The sequence below is a fragment of the Propionimicrobium sp. PCR01-08-3 genome, from assembly GCF_030286045.1.
Lineage (GTDB): Bacteria > Actinomycetota > Actinomycetes > Propionibacteriales > Propionibacteriaceae > Brooklawnia.
In genome coordinates, this window is the sequence record NZ_CP127390.1 from 2007516 (window position 1) to 2023838 (window position 16323).

General features: G+C 61.6%; 12 protein-coding genes. 5 read left to right on the forward strand and 7 right to left on the reverse strand.

The genetic code is table 11. The features are described from left to right. Nucleotides 1-3 precede the first annotated feature (3 nt). Entirely contained in the window at nucleotides 4-1524 is a 1521-nt protein-coding gene (locus QQ658_RS09220; RefSeq protein WP_286024568.1) for a sodium:solute symporter family protein, read from the reverse strand. Between the two features lie 341 nt (nucleotides 1525-1865). Between QQ658_RS09220 and QQ658_RS09225 the strand changes: the two genes are divergently transcribed. From QQ658_RS09225 to QQ658_RS09230, 3 genes are read left to right on the forward strand one after another with little or no spacing between them, the layout of a single operon-like run. After that, complete coding sequence (locus QQ658_RS09225) at nucleotides 1866-2066, forward strand: PDDEXK family nuclease (protein WP_286024569.1); 201 nt, start codon at nucleotides 1866-1868, stop codon at nucleotides 2064-2066. Next, nucleotides 2041-2400: a Uma2 family endonuclease gene (locus QQ658_RS15440; RefSeq protein WP_353057959.1), complete on the forward strand. Its 360-nt coding sequence runs from the start codon at nucleotides 2041-2043 to the stop codon at nucleotides 2398-2400. The genes QQ658_RS09225 and QQ658_RS15440 overlap by 26 nt, the downstream gene beginning before the upstream one ends. Beyond that, nucleotides 2330-2506: a hypothetical protein gene (locus QQ658_RS09230; RefSeq protein ID WP_286024570.1), complete on the forward strand. Its 177-nt coding sequence runs from the start codon at nucleotides 2330-2332 to the stop codon at nucleotides 2504-2506. The genes QQ658_RS15440 and QQ658_RS09230 overlap by 71 nt, the downstream gene beginning before the upstream one ends. A gap of 1 nt (nucleotide 2507) precedes the next feature. Here QQ658_RS09230 and QQ658_RS09235 read toward each other — a convergent pair whose 3' ends face one another. Genes QQ658_RS09235 through QQ658_RS09250 form a run of 4 tightly spaced genes read right to left on the reverse strand, consistent with a single transcriptional unit; the run spans nucleotide 2508 to nucleotide 6386 of the window. Then, a complete protein-coding gene (locus tag QQ658_RS09235; RefSeq protein ID WP_286024571.1) occupies nucleotides 2508-3230 on the reverse strand; it encodes a hypothetical protein in 723 nt (240 codons plus the stop codon). Between the two features lie 44 nt (nucleotides 3231-3274). Further along, nucleotides 3275-4120, reverse strand: coding sequence for a carbohydrate ABC transporter permease (locus QQ658_RS09240; protein ID WP_286024572.1), 846 nt, complete (start codon nucleotides 4118-4120; stop codon nucleotides 3275-3277). 2 nt (nucleotides 4121-4122) lie between these two features. Beyond that, nucleotides 4123-5073 (reverse strand): carbohydrate ABC transporter permease, encoded by a 951-nt coding sequence (locus tag QQ658_RS09245; protein ID WP_286024573.1) that lies wholly within the window; start codon nucleotides 5071-5073, stop codon nucleotides 4123-4125. Next, the gene (locus QQ658_RS09250) at nucleotides 5073-6386 is read right to left on the reverse strand and encodes an ABC transporter substrate-binding protein (RefSeq protein ID WP_286024574.1); all 1314 of its coding nucleotides are present in this window, start codon (nucleotides 6384-6386) and stop codon (nucleotides 5073-5075) included. Before QQ658_RS09250 ends, QQ658_RS09245 begins: the two co-directional genes overlap by 1 nt. 135 nt (nucleotides 6387-6521) lie before the next feature. Here QQ658_RS09250 and QQ658_RS09255 point away from each other — a divergent pair, with 135 nt between their 5' ends. Both QQ658_RS09255 and QQ658_RS09260 read left to right on the forward strand, forming a co-directional pair. After that, nucleotides 6522-8816 carry an FAD-dependent oxidoreductase gene (locus QQ658_RS09255; RefSeq protein ID WP_286024575.1) on the forward strand — a complete coding sequence of 765 codons (2295 nt, stop codon included), beginning with the start codon at nucleotides 6522-6524 and terminating at the stop codon, nucleotides 8814-8816. A 44-nt stretch (nucleotides 8817-8860) separates the two neighbouring features. Beyond that, nucleotides 8861-9628, forward strand: coding sequence for an IclR family transcriptional regulator (locus tag QQ658_RS09260; protein WP_286024576.1), 768 nt, complete (start codon nucleotides 8861-8863; stop codon nucleotides 9626-9628). 97 nt (nucleotides 9629-9725) lie between these two features. On the opposite strand, the gene QQ658_RS09265 is transcribed toward QQ658_RS09260, so the two are convergent. Next, on the reverse strand, nucleotides 9726-13724 hold the full coding sequence (locus QQ658_RS09265) for a golvesin C-terminal-like domain-containing protein (protein ID WP_286024577.1): 3999 nt from the start codon (nucleotides 13722-13724) through the stop codon (nucleotides 9726-9728). A gap of 48 nt (nucleotides 13725-13772) precedes the next feature. Then, nucleotides 13773-16313, reverse strand: coding sequence for a glycoside hydrolase family 3 protein (locus tag QQ658_RS09270; RefSeq protein ID WP_286024578.1), 2541 nt, complete (start codon nucleotides 16311-16313; stop codon nucleotides 13773-13775). Nucleotides 16314-16323: the final 10 nt, after the last annotated feature.

The window sequence follows — 16323 nt, forward strand, 5'->3', positions numbered from 1 at the left end:
CCGCTAAATCGTCGACTTGCTGGTCAGCTCTTCTTCCGGGTCATCGTTGAGTAAGTCAACAAGAGCATCCGTCTCTGGCGTGTTTTCGGGCTTGATGAATCCGATCACGATAAAGAGAATAATCGCAACGGTCACCGGAGCCGCCACCTCATATGCGCTCTCCAAGTCGCCCAGGCCTGCTACCCAATCGATAAGCACATACTTATTCAAGGCAAAAATGATCAGACCGCTTGCCCACGAAACGAGCGCCGCGGTCGGACCGGACCTGCGGAACCATGGCAGCATTCCGAGCAGCATCGGAATAGCGATCGGGCCAACCAATGCACCGAACCACGAGATGATCAGGCCGAGTACTCCACCGAACGAATCCGCCGAGAAAGCAATCCCCATCGAAAGTGCGATAAACAAGAAAGTGGTGAGTCGCGCCCAGAACAGTTCCTGCTTTTCTTCCAGGAAACTCTTGCCTTTGCGGAATTGTGGGATGATGTCACGAATCACCACGGACGAGATCGCGTTCGCGTCCGATGCCGTCATCGCCATGGTGTGGGCGAACATTCCGGCAAGCACGAGACCCACGAGGCCGTGCGGCAAGAGGTCCTGCGCCATGATCGCGTACGACTGCTCCGGATCTGAGATATTCGGGAACAAGATGGGAGCGGCCCACATCGGGACGAACAACACGAGCGGCCAGACGAGGTAGAGCGCGGCCGACAGCACCATTGAGCGCTTGGCTTCTCGACCGTTCGGAGTCGCCATCATGCGCATGGCGAGGTTCCATGTGCCGCCGTTGTAGGAAAGGGTGTCGATGAGGATGTAGACCAAGAAGAACCACATTGTCAGATGCGCGTTGAACGGCAGCGCGTGGTCGGGTGGCAGCTGGGACCACATGGTGAACGGCGTGGAAATGCCGTCGAGCCGCATGCAGACCACCACGAAGAGCACGATCGCCGCTACGAACTGAATCAGGAACTGGCCGAAGTCGGTAAGAACATCAGCCCAGATACCGCCGACCGTGGCGTAGAACATGGTGACGCCACCCACCAGGAGGATTCCCACCGGGATGTTGATGCCCGCGAACACGTAGAGCAGGATGGCTGAGGCCGTCCATTTGGCCGCGACATCGAAGACCTTGAGCGCAGCACCAGACCATGCCAGCACCTGCTCGGTAGGTACATTAAACCTCTTGGAGAGATACTCCAGAGGCGACACAACATTTAGTTTTGCTCTCAGCCGTGGCCAGCGCGGCGCAAAAAGGAACATGCCGATCGTGCACGCGATGGTAATACCGAGCGCCCACCACACATAAACAGCGAATCCTACGGTGTAGGCCAATGCGGCGTAACCCACGAACACGGCCGCCGAATATCCCGACATGTGATGCGAGATTCCGGTAAGCCACCAGGGGATCTTTCCTCCGGCTACATAGAAGTCCGCGGCGTCATTGACCCGGCGTTTGGACCACCAGCCAATCCAGATCATCACGAGAAAATAGGCGGCGACAACTGCCCAGTCCAAAAAGTCCATCTCTGCTCCTCTGCTATTCCGGAGATGTCCACCAGTTGTGATGCAGATAACTCCCACGAGGGGATATTCCGGAGCCTGTCATGCAAACGTTTGCATGACAAGAGCTAGATTCGCGTCCAGAAAAGATGTCACATACAAGTAACGTGGCGGAGCCGAACGGAAGTCCGATGACTGCACCATGCTTTTCGTAACTGTCATACGGTCATGTTGGCGGTGAGCGCAGCGAGCTGCCTGCGACGAGCACGAGACAGTTATCAACAGGTGTGACGTTCCTCCTGCTATGCCGGTGAAGCCGGTGATTGAATCGGGACAAGAACGAGGGGCCGATTAACATGGGTCATATGACAACGGTCGACGTGTCCAGCTTCCTGCCGTACGGCAGGGCACTCACACGCGCCGATCTGGAAGCGATGCCCGATGACGATGGCCGCCGCTACGAACTCATCGACGGGGTGCTGATCGTGAGCCCGTCACCTCGTCATCTTTCATCAACGGGCATCAGCGCGTCTGCACCTGATTCTTCATGCCGCCGCGCCGGATGACGTCGAGGTGTTGTTCGCCCCGTTCGATGTCGTCCTCGCCAACGACACAGTCATCCAACCCGATCTGATCGTGGCACCGACCAGTGACCAACCACACAGAACGCGGCCTCCCCACTGCTCCGCTCCTCGCAGCGGAAGTGCTATCCCCTCCACGCGGGGTGTCGACCTCATGTTGAAGAGGGAACGCCTGCAGCGCGCCGGATGCCCGCACTATTGGCTCGTTGATCCCGATGAACCATCGGTCACGGCGCTGGCTTTGCACAATGGCGTCTACCGCGAAGTCGCCCGTGCAGCGGCCCACGAGACCTTCTCCGTCCGGCTTCTTTGCCGGTGAACTTCGCACCTGCGTCTCTCGTGGATTGAACACGCTGATGTCCGTCCAAGCCGAATCGTCCGAGGTCGAAGAACGCTGGCTGGAGTCGGCCGAGCAGCTGGGCTGAGTCAACGCCTCTCGATGGTGGCCCGGAGCACCGGCAAAGCGCTCCAGCGGCAGTTCGCCCACACCAAATAGAGCGCGAGCGATGCCGCGATAGCCAGTACGGGCAGGGGCGAATGAACGACCCCGGCAGCAAGCAGCGCGAGCACCACCAAGGTAACGATCGAGAGATACCATTTACGAACCGCGCATACCGCCGCAGCTTTCACGATCTGCCACCATGAGCCCATTGCCAACTCCGTGACAAAGACCAGACCGATGACCCAGTCGAGCATGCAGATTGAGATAGCGACAATCATTGCCGGTACGAGCGCATGCAGCGTATCCGTCGAGGCGAGCCAGGCCGCATCAACCGCCAACAGCAAGGCAAGACCGGCGGGCAGCGCAGATACCGAGAGGCTTCGCGCAAAGAGCCGTCGGTAGGCACGCGCGAAAGGTCGGGCAATCGACACATCGCCGGAGGCCCAGAATCGCGCGGCTCCGGCCGTTGATCCCGACAAGTCTTCGTGGCATCCGGGGCCTGCAGAAAACCCTGGCGCGTCACGGAAAGCGGCGAAGCAGGCGGCAAGCCCAGGAGACGAAAGCCACGCCGCGACGATCAGGGTAGGGAATGCCCGCACCGGCTCAATCGCCAGCACCAAGATCGCCACCAGCGGCAGGCAAGCGATGACAGCCGCAAGATTCAGTCGAATCGCCGCAAAGACGAAGTCGCCGATCTGCAACCACATCGAAGACGAAACTCCGGTCACAGGCTTCGGCCCCGTGGTTTCGCTCATCCCTTGACTCCCGTCGAGGCTATGCCCTCAACGAAGTAGCGCTGCCCGAAGATGAAGATCAGCAGAATCGGGAGCACCGACAGCACAGACCCGGTCATGATGATCGCATAGTCGGTGGTGAACTCGCCGACGAACGTCTTGAGACCGATCTGGATCGTCCATAGATCGGGCGACCTCAGATAGATCAGCGGACCCATGTAATCGTTCCACGCGTTGGTGAACATAATAATGCCCAATGATGCGATCGACGGCAGCGACAGCGGCAGCATGATGCGCGCATAGATGCCGTATTCACTCAGACCGTCAATGCGTGCAGCCTCACTTAATTCTTCGGGAATGGTGTCGTAGAACTGCTTCATCAAGAACACGCCGAAAGCGCTGAATGACTGCATCAAGATGAGTGCCAGCCGACTGTCGGACAGACCCCAAGCTGACAGCATTTTGAACTGCGGAATCATGTACGACTGCCACGGCACTGCGATGGTCGCAAGGTAGAGCATGAACAGTGCGTCCCGGCCGGGGAACTTGATCCGGCTGAAACCGTAGGCGACGAAGGTGGCACTGACGATTTCCAGCACGGTCACACTGACCGCGATGATCAAGGTGTTCCCGATCCAGGTGAGCATGTCACTCTTGGCCCAGATATCCACGTAGTTGTGCCATTGCCACTGCTCCGGGAACCAGGTGATCGGCGACGTGAAGATCTCATTGTTACGTTTGAACGAACTGGTGAACATCCAAAAGAACGGCAAGAGCAACGCAACCGCTCCCGCGGCCAGCCCCAGATAGAGAAGTCCGCGCTTCACCCAGTGCAGAGGTGTTTTCGCGACGACGGAAGCCATGGTCAATCCTCCTTCGCACGGTTATACAAGAACTGGATGAGTGTCACCGTCGTGCAAATAGCAAACAGCACCACTGCGACGGCCGATGCATAGCCGAAGTCGTGGCGTTCGAAACCCATCCGGTAGATGTATTGCGACAGTACGAGGGAGGACGTACCGGGCCCACCGTTGGTCATGACCAAGGTCAGGTCGAGAATCTTGAAGGATCCGATGGTGCACATGACGGTGACGAGGAACATGGTCGGGCGCAGACTCGGCAAGGTGATGAACCAGAATCGCTGCCAGCCGACTGCTCCGTCGACCATTGCGGCCTCATATCGTTCTCGCGGAATGGTTTGTAATCCGGCGAGGAAGAGCAACATGTAGTAGCCGACCTGCCGCCACGTGCCGACGATGATGACCGCAGGCATAACCCAGTCGCTACTGCCGACCCAGCCCGGAGGGTTGTCGATTCCGATGAATCGGAGGAAGGTGTTGATCGGGCCGAACTGCGGGCTGAACAACATATTCCACACCTGGGCGACCGCGACGATCGAGGTGAAGTACGGAAAGAATGCCGCCGAACGGAAAAAGGCCACGCCTTTGAGTTTCTGATTCAGCAAAACCGCAAGCAAAAGAGAAAGCACGACGGTCAGCGGCATGTGCACGATCGTGTAATAGATGGTGTGCCAAAGCGATGCATGAAATGTCTTGTCACCCAGCAGCCGCTGGTAATTGTCCAGGCCGGTCCATTTCGGGCTACCGAAAACGTTCCAATCAGAGAACGAAACGTAGAACATGGTCAGCACCGGGACCAGCGTCAAGGTCGCGAAGGCGAGGAAACCCGGCAGGATGAAGCTCCATCCCGTCAGCGTCCTGCGCAGCTTCAAGCTGTTGCGGCGCCGCGCCGGTAGTTCCCGGCGCGGCGCCGGCTCACGCGTACTCTGCGTTGCCGGCGCCACATCGGATGTCATTACTTCGCTAGCCCATCATTCTTGACGGTGCTCTCTGCCTCGGCGATGGCGTCATCGATGGACATCGACCCCGTCCTGATCGCCGAATCCAGGTCCTTGAGGATGGTCTGAATATCGGCAGTGGTCTCACCCAGAGGTGCCTCGAGGTTGGCCTTCGAGGTCTCCATGGTCGACTTCGACAGATCATCGGTCGGCATGCCATCACGATCGAAATATGCATCCACCACATCGGACGAGTGGTAGGCCGGAACGTAACCCGATTCAATCGTGACCAGTGCGCCCTCGGGACCGGTCGCGAACTCGAGGAACGCTTTCGCGGCTGCTTCCTTCTTCGGATCAATGTTGGCATTCGCCGCGAAAACGGTCGGTCCGCCGTTGGTGATGTCATCTCCGACGGAGTCCTTGTCGGCGGCAGGCATCGGCGCGATACCCCACTCGAAGTCCTCGGCGGTGCCCGACGCCTGATCGGCCACCAGCATCGAGGTGTAGAACGAACCCATCGGCAGCAACGCGACCTTCTGCGAACCGAACAGCGACCAGTAGTTCAGGGTCTGAGACTGCGCGGTCGAGTAGTCGATGGTTGCACCCGCGTCCTGCAGCTCCAGATCACGTTCGTAGTACGGCTTCAGATACGAGAAATCACCGGCGAGGTACTGATCCGTCGCGCCGTCGGTCTGAGCCATCGCCGGGCCCTGAACGACGTTGTTCCAGGTGTGCAGGTAGGTGCCCTTCACGTCGCCACCCACCTTTTCGGTGACGGTCTTCGAGTTTTCGACGAAGTCATCCCACGTCCATGAACCGTCTGGGGCGGCAACCCCGGCCTGCTCAAGCAAGGCCTTGTTGTAATAGAGCACCCACTTATCCTGCCGGTAAGGCATGGCATAGGCGGTGTCGTCGATCACCACGTCGCCGAGATCGACATCCTCGTCACCGTCGAAGGTCTGGGCCACATCGCTCACGTCGAGCAGCTGGCCGTTCGTAGCGTAGAAGTAATAGCTGTTGAACGCCTTCAACGCGAAGACATCGGGGGCTGCACCGGCACTCATATCGGCGGTCAGCTGAGTGTCGTAGTCGGTGGCGGAGTACTCCTTCAAACTGACGGTCACATTCGGGTGCTCTTCGCTGAATGCGTCTGCGAGCATCTGGAAGTTCGAAACCGGCTCACCGCCCCAGCCGCCCAGGGTCAACTCGACCGGGGTGTCGGGATCAATCGACACAGGTGCATCGGAGGTCCCGCCTGAGCATCCCGCCAATGTCACGGCGAGCGCCCCTGCGGCAATGCCCGCAAATGCTCGTTTCAACCGCTTGTCCATATTGTCTTTCCTCGTCCTTGAGTGGCTTATTACCCGCGTAGCGCAAATCTACTTGCTGCCAGTGGTGGTAGTCAACCACTGTGCGGTAGAGTAGTGCGACAAGGTAGCCACAGACAGGGAAGTCGCGAGGTCGTTGTGCAAGTAGAAGTTGAGCAGTCGGATTTCGTCGTGGTCGGGGGCGGTCTCGCCGGGGTGTGCGCGGCGATCGCTGCGGCGCGTCTCGGCGCGCGCGTTTCGCTCATCAATAACCGGCCTGTACTGGGCGGCAACTCATCGAGCGAAATACGGGTATGGATCGTCGGAGCAACGGCACATGGCACCCAACGCTACTCCCGGGAAACCGGAATCATGGGTGAGCTCTTCGTGGAGAATCAGTACCGCAATCCCGAGGGCAACCCGTATCTTTGGGATCAGGTCGTCCTCGATGCGGTGCGCGCCGAGCCGAATATCACCTTGCACCTGAACACTGTCGTCCATGAGATCGAGAAAGACGACGCCGGACACATCACGAGTGTGTCGGGCTGGGGCATGCTCAATGAGACGTGGACGAAGTTCGAGGCACCGGTTTTCGCGGATTGCACCGGTGACGGACTGATCGGGGCGCTCGCAGGCGCCACCACCATGGTCGGCCGCGAGGGCCGCAACGACTTCAGTGAACAGTGGGCACCGCTAGAAAGCGATGGGGCGTTCCTGGGATCGTCCATGTTCTTCTACACCAAGGACGCAGGCGAGCCGGTCAAGTTCATACCCCCCAACATCACCAAGGACATCTCCACCACCCCGATCCCCCGCAATCGCATCATCCGCACCGGCGACAATGGTTGCTCGTACTGGTGGATCGAATGGGGCGGCCAACTCGATATCGTCAAAGACGCCGACCGTATTCATGACGAATTGCTGGGCGTGATCTACGGTATCTGGGATTACATCAAGAACTCCGGAGAATTCGATGCCGACAACCTCACCCTCGAATGGGTAGGGAGTATTCCGGGCCGCCGCGAATACCGCAGGCTGCTCGGTGATCATGTCATCACCCAAAATGACCTGATGAACCAGGTGAGGTTCGACGACGCGGTCGCCTACGGCGGATGGTCGATCGACCTGCACCCGGTTGAGGGAATGTATGCCGAAGACCCCGCTGCCCGGCAGCGCTATGCCAATGGCCCGTACCAGATTCCGTTCCGCTCGCTCTATTCCCACGACATACCCAACCTGCTGATGGCCGGACGAGATATCTCGGCCTCGCACATCGCCGAGGGGTCGATGCGGGTCATGGCGACCTGCGCGATCGAGGGCGAGGCCATCGGCACCGCCGCTGCCCTGATGGCCGAAAGCGGTGAGGATAACCGGTCCCTCGGTGCCCACGCGCACACCCTTCAGCAAACCCTGCTCCGCCAGGACGCCGCCCTCATCGGTGTCGAGCTTGACGACCCGGACGACGTGCTCCGTGACGCCGTGGCGAGCGCATCGTCGTGCCAGCGCGTCCTCGATACACCGAACGACAATTCAGGAGCCTTTGCACTGACCACCGATATCGGGATCGTGCTGCCCGTCGACCCCCGGCTCGACACCATAGATCTGCTGCTCGACGCCACCGACGCTGCGGACCTGACCGTCGAGGTGTGGGAGACCGGCCGGCCACAGAACTATGTGCCGGTCGAACTGGTCTCGTCGCGTACCGTGCCGGTGCCGCAAGGCGAACAGCAGTGGATATCAGTCGATCTGGGTTATTCCCCGGACCAGCCGGGCAATGTGGTGATCGTCCTGCGGGCCCAGCCGGCCATCTCACTTTCACTTTCCACACAACTGCCCTACGGCGTCATGATGCTGCGCCGCAAGACCGCCCAAGATGCACAGTTCGAACCGCTCATCCCCGATGAACCGGACGATCTGCTGACCACCTGGGTGGCACGCGGCGACCGCGGACATGCCCCGGTACTGCGGGTTCGTCCGGAAACCGGGGCCTATCTGCCCAGCAAGGTGACCGACTGCTACCAGCGTCCCTTCGGTGGCCCGCACATGTGGTCGTCCCGACTCGCCAGCAACGGCACACCCGGCGATGAATGGCTGCGTCTTGATCTGCCCACCCCCCGCGAGATCGCCTCGATCCGGGTGGTGTTCAACGATGATGTGGATATCGACCTGATCAATCTGCATCACCATCGCACCCCGCATCCGGTGATGCCAACACTAAGCACCGACTACCTGATAGAGGCACATCTGCCCGGCCATGGGCCCGACGAGTGGACCGTGCTCGCCGACGTCACAAAGAACAGGCACCGGCACGCCATCCACGACGTCGAACCCGTGGTCATCAATGCGCTGCGCATCGTCACCACCAAGACCGGTGGCGCCCCCTACGTCAGTATCTGCGCCGTCAAGGCACATCCGACTCCCAGCGGACGCGAAAGCAGGCCCTGGGTAGGATGACGGCAACGGACGGGACTCATTATCCCGGGATCACGAGGAGACCGGTGTCTGATTCACAAGTGCATCAAGGGGTTGGACGGGCGATCGCCATCCTCGACGTTATCGGGGCGGCGCCGGGCGAGGGACTTCGCGCATCAGAAATCGCCGAGGCCGCAGGCCTGGGGCTATCCACCGCGACCCGCCAACTGGCAACGCTGCAGGAGCTGGGGCTGGTCAACAAGGTCAGTGACCGCATGTGGGTGCTCGGCGACAAGATCCTCACCCTTGCCTCTCAGGAGCTGAATCAGAACACCGTGTTCCGCGAGTCGCGGATGCTGTGCCAATCGCTCGCGCAGGCGACCCGGCTCAACGCCAATGTTGCGATGCGGGCCGGGGCCGAGTGCATGTACCTGTGTCACTTCGAAGGCGCGCTCTCCCCCAAGAACCAATCCATGGTCGGCTTCTCGATTCCGCTGCATGCATCCGGGGTCGGAAAATGTCTGTTGCTCGACACCTCCGAAAAAGAACGCGTTGAGCTGCTCGGCCCCGACCTTCCTGTCTATACCAACCACACGGTTTCCAGCCACGCCGAGTTGACCAGCCAGTTGAGGCAGATTCTTGATACCGGCTACTGCGTCGAGGATCAGGAGATGGCGCTCGGCCGGTATTGTCTCGCTTCCCCGATCCGCGGCCGTGATGGCAAGGTCGTCGCGGCCGTGTCCGTGTCGGGGCGAGTGTCCATCATGACCGGAGATCTTCCGCACAGCATCGAAGAGCAACTGCTGGAAACCGCCGACCGGATCAGCGTCAATCTGGGTCACCTCAGCGGCTAATTTCCGCGTCGTTCAATGGGCGGATCTTTGATTCTCCCGCCGACGAAAGTGCCCCTCAGCGATTGGTTGGATCACTGAGGGGCACTTCGCGTAGCTGTCAGTCGCCGACGCGGATGAACTGAGCGGCGCTGGCGCGGTGGTAAATCTCGCTGCGTACCTCGAGTCGCACGACACCTTGGGAGTTGGCGTCATAGCGGTACTCGCCGAGCGAGAACCACTCGGCGGCGTTCTGGGTCTGATCGACTATCACCTCGCTGCTGCCACCCTGGTGTTCGACGATGTAGGCGGCTGATGTGGTGGTGTCGGGATTGGTCGGGTACCAGACCGACACCCGGTACAGTCCGGCATCCGGCAGGGTCACCGTCCAGGTGGCGGTGGCGCCCACGGAGTCTTCCGCGGAGTAGCGGGTGCTGGTTCCGTTCCATCCGGCCAGCCCGCTCGGGTACCAGTTGCTGGCCTCGACATAGCCCGGCCACGGCGATTGGGTGCTGGCGATGATTCCTTCGTCCGCCACCCGGACCATCACGCCCTTGCGCAGGGTCTGATCCAGTCTGGCCTCGAACCTGTGGGCGGTGCCCAGAGCCACGTTGGGTCCCGCGGTGATCGTCCAGGTTTGAGCCAGATCCGAGCGCGGCGGAATGGTCACATTCACCGACTGGTTGGCGATCGTCCAACCTGGTGTTCCGTAGAGCGCCAGCGTGCCCTGCAGCGGCACCACGCCGGTGTTGATGACCACGGTGGTGAGATTCGCGGTGGCGCCCGGGCCGCTCACGACCGCGGTATCGGTGACCAGCGAGACCATTCGCCGCGGGTTCATGATCTGAACAAGCGCCGGACGAAGCACAACCGGCTCGCTATCGGGTATCTCCAGGGTCGCAGTGACCTCGACCTCGCCCAGTTCTGCATCTGCCGGAACAGTCGCCGAGGTCTCGACCCGTGCCGAGTCCTCGGCGCCCACCGAGATCTGCAGCCCGTCACCTGCCACAGCCCATCCGGCCGGAACGGTCACGCTCACCGTGCCCGAGATCGCCGCGTCGCTCGCATTGCGCACCTCGAAGGTCAACGGCACCTCGTCGCCGGGCGTGCTGGTGGCCTGTGCGATCACGTCGCCCGCGACCCCGGGGTTCTGCCCGCTGATCCGGCCCGGCAGCCGCAGCGTCACCTCGTCCGTGGTGGTCTCGCCGAAGGTGACGGTGTAGCTGAAGGTTTGAGTGAGATTATCGACAGGAATCGTCCATTCGAAGGGGTACTGCTTCGCAGCCGCCTGCTGCATCTCCTGGTCGCCGATCCGATAGTTCAGGCTCGCCTGCTGCTCGGTGTCGATCTGGATGTAGGCGTCGTAGCCGCGGCTGTCCGGGCGCACCAGCAGCAGTCCTCTGACCAGCCCGTAGTCACTGCCCGGATCGGTGTCGACCTCCGAGAAGCTGTCCGTGCCCCGGTCGGCGATGTCGTCGAACGGAAGCGCGGGCCTGTTCACGTCCACGTTGCGCACGATCAGCGCAACCAGCCCGTGACCCGGCACCTTGACGCCGAGTTTGCCGTTGTGGGCGGTGTCGGTGAAACGGCTGCCGTCCGCCGCGATCACTTCGACCTCACGCGCCGACCGATCCAGCCCTGAGACCTCGCTCGCCAATTCAACATTGACGTGCTGGTCACTGACGGCGGAGTTGGTGAGGCTGATGTAGAGCGAGCCGTTGCCCGTTGCTCCCAGCCAGTTGATCTGCGGATTATCGACGGCGATCAATCCGGCCGGCAGGTACGGCCAGACCCCGTCCTCGCCGAAGAAGGTGCCCGGTGCGTGCCCGTAGTCGAAGAACTTGAAGTAGGCAAAGTCCGCCTCGAACACGTGTGGGAAATCGATGGCCCCGCCACTTCGGTAGTAGCTCTCACTGAACAGGTAATCCATCGCGAGTCCCAACTGGGCGGGCGCGTGATGGAAGTAATACCCGGTGATCTGTGGGGGCCCGCTGGTCGCGAAGTCCGGTTTCATCTGAGCCACCTGGAACTGGCGGCTGTAATAGCCGGGATAGGTGGTGAATCGTCCGATCACCATGTTGTGTGCGACATCTGCGATCAACGGGTCGCCGGTGTGCTGGGCCAGCCTCAGCAGTGCTCCGGCCCAGCACGGATTGAAGACATATCCGCCACCCGGATCTGTCACGTCGCTGGTGCCGAGCATGAGCGATGACAACGCCTCGAAGGTGAGGCCGGTGGTCGACACGTACCACGCCGGAACTGTTTCTTCCGACACCGAATCCACGGGGTAGTCGGGCAATGCGCTGCGCGATTTCCAGTCGTACTGCTGGGTGACCACGTGCCCGATCGGCACCGTGACCTGATTGTTGGGTATCGGCCTGACCTCGGTCTGTGTGATGAATCGCTGCACCTCGCGATATGCGCCGTCCAGGTATTCCTGTTCTCCGGTGACCTCGAAGAGTTCGAGCAGGTCGACCCAGTACTTGGAGAAGCTGTAGGCGAATCCGGTGGGTGGCTGCCCGTTGCCGCGATAGGGCGTGAGAATCTCATCGCGTACGTATCGGGATCCGAGCAGCTTGGCCTCGGCAAGGTAGGCAGGGTCGCCGGTGATGCGATAGGTGGCCAGGGCGTTGGCGAACGGCGCCCGGCTCTGCCCGACCACGCCATCCCTGTTGGCCCGCACGGCCAGCCTTTCGAGTGCCGCGTTGCGGCCGTGCGTGAGTTGGTAGAGCGAGGTGAGGTTCACCGAGTCGGTGGGGATCCGGCCGATCCGGTACTGGGTCTTGTCGGTGTACACCGGATATCCGATGATCGGCGTGTGGCCGATGCCCTTGCGCGACAGCTGATATTCGATCAGCGGCCGGGCCCGGCGCTCATACAACGCGCCGTCGCCGGTGTCGGTGAGATAGCTGGCCGAGAGCAGCACCCCGCTCGCCGCGGTTCGCACCGCGTTTTCGTTCTCGACGTCGACGAACCCTTTCGCGCGATTCCACCAGCCCGAGAACGAAGGAATGTAGTCGACCGAATCGTCACCTTCCGGCTCGATCTCGATAAGGTCGATCATCGCGTGGATGGCATCGGTCAGCGACCGGTCATAGACATTCTCACGGTAGGCGGTGAGCCCGTATTCGTCCCGGCACAACTCGGCATAGGTGCCGTAGAGAGTGTCCACCCGGGCGGCGATGCCGAACGCAAACCCTCGGCGGTCGCCATCTTTCATCGCCGTCCGTAATCCGGGCTGCGGCGAGTACATGCAGGGCACGACGTCCAAGGAGTCGTTGCGCAGGCTCATTCCGTAGGGCTGCTGGTCGGACATCAACTGACGCTCGTGCACGAACTCGGCGACATCGGCCGGCAGGAATACGCCGGTGGTGACCGCCACATCGTTGGCGTTGTATTGGGTCAACGACATCGGCGCAAACAATTCCCACGCGCCGAGCGGGGCCGAGCCCTCGCGCACGGTGAGCGCATGCTGGTAAGTGCCGCAGAGCACTTCGTCCAGATCGTCGATCGATTTGGTGTCCTGGCTTTGGTATCCGACGAGGTAGTCGCCGTCGTTCTTCGCCGTGAGCACGTAGTGTGCCTCGGGATTATCTCCCTCCAGCTGCCAGCGGACTGTGAGACCCACATCGTCGGTACCGGTGATCAGCTCGATGGCCTTCTTACCGATCTTGCGGTATGAGGTGAATCCCAGCCAGCTCACCGCCAGCGGTCCGTACAGTTCGGGTGCACTGCCCGAGGGCAGAGTGCCCGTGAACACGGCCCACTGCTCATCGAAACGGTGTTCGGGGTCGGTCAGCAGTAGCCACCCACCGTTGTACGCCACCTCGAGATCACGGACGACCGTTGCCCCGCCATCCCAGGTCGCCTGATAGAAGGTCATGCGGTGATTTGGGCCGGTCAATTGTGCGATCTGCTTGAGCTGCAGGTTGGGCTTGTCCAACCTGCGCAATGCGTCCGGATAGCCGCCGGCCGATGTCTCGGGCGCTGCCGAGGCGGGTATGTCAGCGCCGATGGCCGCGCTTGCGATCGGCGGAAGTACGCCGGCCACCAGCAGCGATTGCAGCATCGTCCTTCTCTTCAGGCGCGGCGAGTTGGTGTCATGGGTCTCTGTGGTCATCTTTGAACCTTCGATGTGTGGATGGATGGACGTGTGAACCGAAATCGATCAGCCGATGCTGATCGCTTGGTGCAGGTGCAGATCGGCCGATGAATCGCCGACGAAGACGTGGCGCTCGCCCCGGGCAAGGGTCCACTCGTGGCGAGTGGGTGACCAGTAGCTGAGTTCGCGACGGGCGATGTGCAGGACGACTGTTCGCGATTCGCCCGAGTTCAGCCCGACCCGGGTGAAGGCCGCGAGTGTCTTGTGCGCGAACATCACATTTTCGTCCTGCGCGGGCGGTGCACCCAGGTACGCCTGGACGACGACATCACCGGGCAGGTCACCGGTGTTGGTGACGCGGACCCGCAGCTCGAGCGACCCGTCGGCGGCCGCAGAGATGGCGAGATCGTCGAAAGCGAACCCGGTATACGACAGACCATGACCGAATGCGAACAGCGGCATGTATCTCTGCTTGTCATACCAGCGGTAGCCGACGTTGACGCCCTCGGTGTAGCGGGTTTCGCTTTCGGATACGTCGGGCCCGTCGTCGAAGGTGTCGAGGGCGATGTCGGTGCCCGGCAGCACTCCCCTGCTCGACCGTTCCGGGTGCGCGCGATCGCTGGCAACGCCTTGCTCGATCGCCGCCGGCCAGGTGAACGGCAGATGGCCGCCCGGATTCGCGATGCCGGTGAGCAGGTCGGCGAAGGCCCAGCCGCCCTCATCGCCTGGGAACCAACCGCACAACACCGCCCGTACGTCGTCGAGCCAGGGCATCATCACCGGGTTGTTGTGCTGCAGGACGACGATGGTTCGCGGATTGACCGCGGCGATCTGGGCGATCAGATCATCTTGGCCTTCGGGCAGCGGGGACGACACGTTGCCGTGCTTCTCGGCATAGGCGAAAACCACCACCGGGCCGGGTGTGCGGGCCGCTTCGATGGCCGCCTGCCGCGAGACCTCGCGAGCGGCCGGAGTCACCCAGCGCAGATGCACCTGCACGGGCCGCCCTGATTCGTCCGGGTTGACCGCGATCCGGATCGGATGGGCACCTGCCTCCAAGTGAACGGTTTCGGTTCGGTTGTCGAGGCCGTCACTGGTTGCGCAGACGCCGGAGTCACCCGCCTTGATGTCGCCGAAGCGCGGCGATCCGCCATAGAAGCGCTGATCGGCGATCACTGTCGTGTCGTCGATCTCGACGGCGGCTGTGGCGCCCAACTGCCCGACGCCGATCCGGTAGTCGCCGGATTCGGCTGTGGTGATGGTTCCCGTCCAGGTCACCTGGCTGCCCGGAGCCAGCGCTGTGCCATGCTCGACGGTGAATCGGATCGTCTCGTCGGTGATGCCTTCGGCCACACGGATCAGCCCCGGCGCTCCGTTGGCGCTGAGCGCGGTCGCGGGCACCGTCTCGCCTTCAAGATCGATGCCCGGCTGATAGCCGATCCGGGCCTTGGGGAAGCGATCACGCAAGATGTCGGCCACCCCGATCCACCTGTCGAACCTGCCGGTTGAACTCTCACCTGCGCCGCCGGTGGCGATCGTCCGCCCCGCGCCAGGCCCGATAAGCACGAGGCCATCAAGGTCGCCAGCGCTCAGCGGCAATACAGCATCGTCATTCTTCAACAAGACTGCGGCCGCAGTGGCGGTGCGCCGCACAACATCGGCGTTTGCCTCGATCTGTTCTTCGGTGACGACGTGCCGGTTGACACCGTCAAGCAGGCCGAAGCGGTGGTATTGGGTGAGAATCGCCGTGACGGCCCGGTCGACGTCGGCTTCGCTGACATCGCCGTTCGCGATCGCCTCCTTGATCTGATCGGCACCGAAGAATTGTGGGTGCTGTCCCACATATCCGGCACCCGGCATCTCCTGGTCGAGGCCTGCAGCGAGGGCGGCCGTGGAGTGATTGCCGCCCCAATCCGAGGTAATGAACCCTTCGAATCCGAGTTGCTCGCGGAGCATACCGGTCATGGTCGCACGGCTTCCACAAGCAGCTTCACCGTTGATCTCGTTGTATGCGGCCATGACCGACGACACCCCTGCACACACTGCGTCCTCGAAGGGTTTCAGATAGACCTCATGCAGGGTCTGCTCGTCAATGACGACGTTGCCACCGGCACCGTCGTATCCGATGAAGTGCTTGGCCTGCGCCATCACGTGCTGGCTTTGAATCCCTTCGATCTGCGCTGCACCGATGGCCCCGGCCAACAACGGATCCTCACCGAGAGTGTTCCAGGTGCGTCCGATCGTGACATCGCGGTCGATGTTGATGAACGGCTGAAGAGTGACATCCTGGCCGAGCGCACGAGCATCGCGGCCGATGACGACACCGTTCTCGCGGGCGAGGTCGGTGCTCCAGCTCGCAGCGACTCCCATGGTCGAGGTCATGCCCGTGGAGGTTTCGCGGGTGGCGATGCCGGATGGCCCGTCCGCCAGCCGCAGCGCAGGGATGCCCAGATGAGGCAAACCGCGGACGAAACCCGCGGCATAGGTATTGCCATCGGGGTCGTCACGGTAGTCGGCGCCGGTGATGAGCACCAGCTTGTCGTCCAGGGACATGCGCGCGACCAGGGAGCGAGCAGCCTCACTCGAGGCGGGATACCGTTCGGTCATGGTGCGGAGT

Coding starts and splice junctions, on each gene's coding strand:
- QQ658_RS09220 (WP_286024568.1), bottom strand. CDS start 1,524: ATGGACTTTTTGGACTGGGCAGTTGTCGCCGCCTATTTTCTCGTGATG.
- QQ658_RS09225 (WP_286024569.1), top strand. CDS start 1,866: ATGACAACGGTCGACGTGTCCAGCTTCCTGCCGTACGGCAGGGCACTC.
- QQ658_RS09230 (WP_286024570.1), top strand. CDS start 2,330: ATGGCGTCTACCGCGAAGTCGCCCGTGCAGCGGCCCACGAGACCTTCT.
- QQ658_RS09235 (WP_286024571.1), bottom strand. CDS start 3,230: ATGTGGTTGCAGATCGGCGACTTCGTCTTTGCGGCGATTCGACTGAAT.
- QQ658_RS09240 (WP_286024572.1), bottom strand. CDS start 4,120: ATGGCTTCCGTCGTCGCGAAAACACCTCTGCACTGGGTGAAGCGCGGA.
- QQ658_RS09245 (WP_286024573.1), bottom strand. CDS start 5,073: ATGACATCCGATGTGGCGCCGGCAACGCAGAGTACGCGTGAGCCGGCG.
- QQ658_RS09250 (WP_286024574.1), bottom strand. CDS start 6,386: ATGGACAAGCGGTTGAAACGAGCATTTGCGGGCATTGCCGCAGGGGCG.
- QQ658_RS09265 (WP_286024577.1), bottom strand. CDS start 13,724: ATGACCACAGAGACCCATGACACCAACTCGCCGCGCCTGAAGAGAAGG.
- QQ658_RS09270 (WP_286024578.1), bottom strand. CDS start 16,313: ATGACCGAACGGTATCCCGCCTCGAGTGAGGCTGCTCGCTCCCTGGTC.